Raw genomic sequence first — 5,296 nt, forward strand, 5'->3', positions numbered from 1 at the left:
AGCTTCAAGCTTCACTTCATTCGCTTTCAGCAAGTACCGGCGGGCTCAGATTGCTCCCTTTTCAGACCTATATTGCATAAAAAAAATTTTGATTATTTATCCTTTTATTGAATCTTATGCTTCTTCATTTTCTCCTCAAAGATATCCGTGATAATCTTTCGGAGCTCTTCTCTCTCCTTCTCCGGAAGCTCTCCTGCCTGTTTCGCTACTGCATATAATGCCGGATATTCCTTCGCAATTCTTTCAATGGTCTTGGTTGTAGCATGACCTCTTACGAAGAAGGGAATTCTTTTAATCCATTCCTCCGGCACCAAATCTAAAATTTTCTTTCCTGCTTCCTTATCGCTGATGACCGCCTCCGATAAGCCCTGCTTAATTTGCTCCTGTTCCTTTTCCGTAAAATCCTGTAATTCCATAATTTCCCTCCTTTTTACATTGAAGCTTTCGTGTTGTACTCTATACCTTTAATATGTCTTGACCGCTCTATTATACTCCGATTTAAGACAGCTATTCTAAATTTTCTCAAAACCAACATTCTAAATTCTTCCGAAAATCAAATATCCCACTATCGTTAGAATCATCAGACTTTCCTGAATATAGGTGTATCTTTCCACCTTGGACACAATGCGGTAACGCCCCGGACTTTTTACATAGTCATAGAAGCAGTAGGAGCACCATAAAGCATTTAGGAAAAGTGCCAAAACGGACAGTCTGCTCAGTCTCCATACCAGAACGAAGTTCGTGCAAATATCTACCCAGGTCAAAATAAAGACAAAGCGGATACATTTTTTATAGCCGAAAAGCTTGGAATAGGTCACATACTCCGTTTCCTCCTCCGGCGCCCGAATCTTCCGGGAAATCTCCCAAATGAGAGCCGGAAAATACAGGGTAAGCACGGCCATGAAATTTGTGATATCCCAAACCGGCAATTTGTATTTCATAATGGTATAAGAAATCACATAGAGATTAAGAAGAATCTGCACCGGATTATGGGTAACCAAAGCCAGCGGCAGGGACTTTGCAATCTTATGCTTTTGGAAAAACCACACCGCCATTAAGCTTCCATAGGTGTAAAGAATAAAGCAGAAGATAAAATTCTTCATAAAAAGGAAGTTAATCAGCAGGGTAAAGGAAATGAGAATGGTGGCAAAAATTCGTAAATCCGTCTTTGTAACTCTTCCTGAAGGAAGAGGCCGAAAGGCAAAAAGCCGTTTGTCCAGCTCATAGTCCTTAAAGTCATCCGCGATTCTCAGCCAAAGCAAGAAGCTAAAAACCGTAAAGCTGCAAATCAGCATTCCCAAAATATCATGCTGCACAAAAAAGCTGTAAAATGCCGACTGCCCCTCCACCGGCTGAAACGAAAGAAGCGTCTCCTTTCCCACCCCATGATTTAAGAGCACAATAAAATAGATTTCCAGAAAAATCATTACGCCCAGTCCCAATCTTGGCAGGATGGGGTACATTTCCTTAAAGTAAATATTTAATCGTTTAAGCCTTTCCATAGCCTATCCTTTCCCCGATTTCCAGCTTCGTTTCCAAGCCTTTATTCGTATTCTCAAAAAGATCCTCATCAATCACAATTTTATTATTGAGCAGTTCCACAATAGTCGAGCCTCCCAGAGAAAAATAGCCCTTTTCCTCTCCTGCGGCAAAGCAATGAGCCAAATGATTTTTCCCGCTAATTTGAATATTTCCCTTTTCTCCACAACACTCTGTCCCTTTTTCTTTATGGCACTCTACGGCTTTATCGAAAGACGATTTAAATCCCAAGTGGTTATGAATATGCCCCACCAGCATTGCCCCCACTTCCACATGAAGAATTTTTCCCATGCCTTCCAACTCCAAAAGACTGATTTCTCTTTTATTTTCGGAAAATGCTTTAAAGTGGGCGGCCTCTTTACGCACGCTATCCAGCCTTCCTTTGATTTTTTTCGTTCTTAAAAGTCTTCCCCTTGCCGGGAAAATGTAGCGATGATAATCCGGCAAGCTCAGGCGAAAAACCAATAGCGTTCCGCCTTTCAAAAATTCCGGACAGGGAGCGTTCAGAATTTTTTCGATTGAATAGTAATTTCCCTTGATTTCCAAAGGAAGGAGATTAGATTCCTCATTGTTTTCACTGCCGGAGAAAATGATTTGTCCTTCTTGGTCTATTTTATAGGCCAAAAGCTTTCCGGAAGCGGTTGCATAGAAGGGCAACTTTCCTTCATGTCCTTTTTCATGTCTTTTCTCCTGTATCTTCTCTTTCCATGCCTCTCCAGTTTCCTTTATATTCTCTTTCCCGGCCTCCCGTAAATACACGGCTTCTTTTCTGGAAAAGAAAGCCCCAAAGCTCTGATAATTCTTCTTTAAATACTCCTTGGAAAGTCCGTATTTTTCCACAAAAGGCGCAATATCTTTTTTAGAAAGAAAGCTGTTGTAATACAAGCCTCGAAGAAAAGAAAAATAGGGACGGGCAAAAATCATTTTAAGAAGAACTCTCCCAAGAAAATGATGATACAAAAAATAAATGGCCCTCTGCCCATACTCCTCTTCTTGAATCAGCCTTCCTGTTTTTCGCTCGATAATGGAAGGGGCGTTTTGCTCTTTTTGTTTTTGCTCTTTACTCATAGTCCTCTCCCCTATAGCTTTCTCACCAGCAATATCACAAAGAGAATCGCCAAAAGTAAAAGACCGATTCGGATTTTCAAACTCGGCTTTTTCATCTTGAAGTTAAAGACGAAGAAAAAAGCCAGTAAAGCATACAAAAGCTCTCCCGGAAAAATTTTCTCTATGGAAAAATATATGCTGAATAATCCATAAAGAGGAATAAAAAAGGAAGCGTAGGTCACTGCAAGGCCGGTAAAATAATCCTTCTTTTCTCCTCCACTGGCATTAAAATAGGCAAGTCTGGTCACTACGGAAAGAAGATATAGCACTGAAAGCAGAAAAGAAACGACTCCGAATTTGGCAAAATACTGAAGATAAATCTGTACCGGAAACACACCAAAGGAAATAAGATCTGATAAAGAATCAATTTGCACTCCGAAGGCTTTTTCCAATTCATTTCTTTGAAACGCATTGGCTACCATGCCGTCAAAGGTATCGCAAAGTCCTGCCAGAATCAGTAAAATCAAAGAAAAGGCCAAACTTTTCGAAAAGAAAACTCCGTATAACGAAATGGAAAGCCCAAGATAGGTTAAAAGCACACTGGGATGATAGACCCCTAAAAAAACTTTCTTCATCAATATTTCCTCAACTCATTCAACAACTTATTCTTCGTGTATGTATTCCTATCTCCGCAACTCAATTATAAATATTTCCTCACCCTAAAAAGAATCAGCAGGCAGTTCACGAAAACATGGGTAAGGCCTCCCAGGATAATCGCAAATACAGTTTGTATAGGTGTCAGATGCACCAACACGCCCAGGCAAATCATAATCCCGAACATGGAATCAATCTGATCCAAAATAAAGAAAATGAGCTTTAGCCATCGCCTTCTGTCTCCCTGCTCCGCCGCAGAAATCGAAAGTCTCCTTTTGATAAAGCTATTGGGCAGTTCAAAAAGCATATACAAAAAGCCGAAAAGCATGCCAATCAGGAAATTAAAGGCAGGTGTATTTTCAAAATACAAGTACAAAAAACTCCGCTTATTTTGTCCTAAACCCTGCAAAAGAAAGCCCCAAAAAACTTCCAGTATACCCGCAAGAACCGTCATTAAAAGAAATCCCAAAATGCTTTTGCTGTCCCCGAAAATCCGTTTTCCGTCTGTCCAGTTCTTTCCGCCATCAATAGGTCTGCAACGACTTTTCAAAAAAGGAATTTTCAAAAGAAGCATATTGAAAACGCCTGCCAGAATCACTGGAAACATGGTGATGTATAAAGATATGATCCACTGCATAAATAGTATTTACCCCAAAAAATATTTTCCTATGGCAATCCCCTGAATCAGGAAGAAAGCAATGCCGAAACAAAGCACTCCCGCAGCCGCCAGATCCTTAGTCACCTTAATCTCCGGGTGCTGTTCTTTGGTGGTAAAATCCGACAGATGCTCCACTGCCGTATTGACACACTCCATACCGTACACACCGGCAGAGCTTAAAATCACGGCATACCAGGTAGCCAAATCCACCTGCAAATAAAAGAAATCCAAAAGAAAAAACACCAAGTTAATTCCCAGATAATATTTATAGTTTTTTTCCGTCTTAAGTCCGAAATAAAGTCCCTTAATGGCGCATAGCACACTTTGTCGAAACGTGATGTTCTTCATCGAAATTTACAAAAACTCCTTTACTAACAATACATACTCTCTACTTCCCGCACATTTATCCTGAAAATAGCCTTCGCTGGCCTTCCCTTTTTGAATCAGTGCCGCAATAGACTTGGCCTTTTTTCTTTTCAGTCCTTCCGCTGCCAACTGGGAAAAGGCAAGCCCCAGCCCCTCTGCCCCTTTCTTCACCGCCAAATACAAAAGAATGTAGCAGCTTGGCCTTCTCCTTTTGAAGAGGATTTGCAAAAGAAGAATTGGATTAAGAGGCTTTTGCAGAAGATTTCCATAGTCCGGAAGGCAGAGGAAAAAGCCCTTCAGTTCCTCCTTATCATAAGCCAAAAAGACCATTTCTTCATCTACAATATACTTTAAAGAGCTGTAAAGGCTTACAAAGCTTTCTCGGGAAATGTCTCGAAAGCCTTGAAAATCCTTATAGCGCTCCATTAAAAGCGGATAGATTTCAGAAAGGTATCGGTCAAAGTTCTCTTTTGTAGGGTGCAAAAAACGGTAGCCCTTTTCCTGAAAATGTTTCAAGCGCTGCTTTGCCTTTACATTTTCATAGGAAGGCTCCAAAACATCATAAAAGTTGGAAACATAACGCTTACAGATCTGAAAGCCCGCCTTTTCAAAAAAATAAGGATAATAAGCTTTATTTGCAGGTTCTCCGGTATAAGGCGCTTTCTCTTCCAAAGCAAAGCGATACTTTCCAAAAAAAGAAAGATCAATGGGACCTTTCAAGCCTGTCTTCCCCGCTTTTTTGGCTTCCTCTTCACAAGCTTCTAAAAGCAAAAGGGCAACTTCCTCTTCCTCTATACTTTCATAGAAGCCCACAAAACCGTAGTCCTCATCTTCATACAGCGTTAAAGCAATCCGCCCTGCTACGCTTTCTTTTCCCTCCTTTAAGCTCACGCAAAGAAAGGGAAGAAAACGAAGATTTCCTTGCACTAAGATGTGCTTTCCCGAAAGTACCGCCTCCTCCATTTTCCTGTCCTGCATAAGACAGGACTTTTTATAAAGCATAGCGGGAAGATTTAAAAATTGCGCTTTCTC

7 protein-coding genes are annotated in these 5,296 nt (G+C 40.7%); all 7 read right to left on the reverse strand.

The features are described 5' to 3' along the window. Positions 1-104 precede the first annotated feature (104 nt). A complete protein-coding gene (locus RYL27_RS10675; protein WP_314967134.1) occupies positions 105-416 on the reverse strand; it encodes a hypothetical protein in 312 nt (103 codons plus the stop codon). 120 nt (positions 417-536) lie between these two features. Next, entirely contained in the window at positions 537-1,502 is a 966-nt protein-coding gene (locus RYL27_RS10680) for a UbiA family prenyltransferase (protein ID WP_314967135.1), read from the reverse strand. Then, a complete protein-coding gene (locus RYL27_RS10685) occupies positions 1,489-2,607 on the reverse strand; it encodes a phosphatidylserine decarboxylase (protein WP_314967137.1) in 1,119 nt (372 codons plus the stop codon). The genes RYL27_RS10680 and RYL27_RS10685 overlap by 14 nt, the downstream gene beginning before the upstream one ends. A gap of 11 nt (positions 2,608-2,618) precedes the next feature. Beyond that, positions 2,619-3,221, reverse strand: coding sequence for a CDP-alcohol phosphatidyltransferase family protein (locus RYL27_RS10690; RefSeq protein ID WP_314967140.1), 603 nt, complete (start codon positions 3,219-3,221; stop codon positions 2,619-2,621). A gap of 65 nt (positions 3,222-3,286) precedes the next feature. Next, on the reverse strand, positions 3,287-3,877 hold the full coding sequence (locus tag RYL27_RS10695) for a CDP-archaeol synthase (protein ID WP_314967142.1): 591 nt from the start codon (positions 3,875-3,877) through the stop codon (positions 3,287-3,289). A gap of 9 nt (positions 3,878-3,886) precedes the next feature. After that, a complete protein-coding gene (locus RYL27_RS10700) occupies positions 3,887-4,246 on the reverse strand; it encodes a diacylglycerol kinase (RefSeq protein WP_314967144.1) in 360 nt (119 codons plus the stop codon). A 6-nt stretch (positions 4,247-4,252) separates the two neighbouring features. Beyond that, a partial coding sequence (locus tag RYL27_RS10705; protein WP_314967146.1) for a hypothetical protein occupies positions 4,253-5,296 on the reverse strand: 1,044 nt, incomplete at its 5' end.

Origin of the sequence: Oribacterium sinus (assembly GCF_963537195.1) — a bacterium.
GTDB lineage: Bacteria > Bacillota > Clostridia > Lachnospirales > Lachnospiraceae > Oribacterium > Oribacterium sinus_A.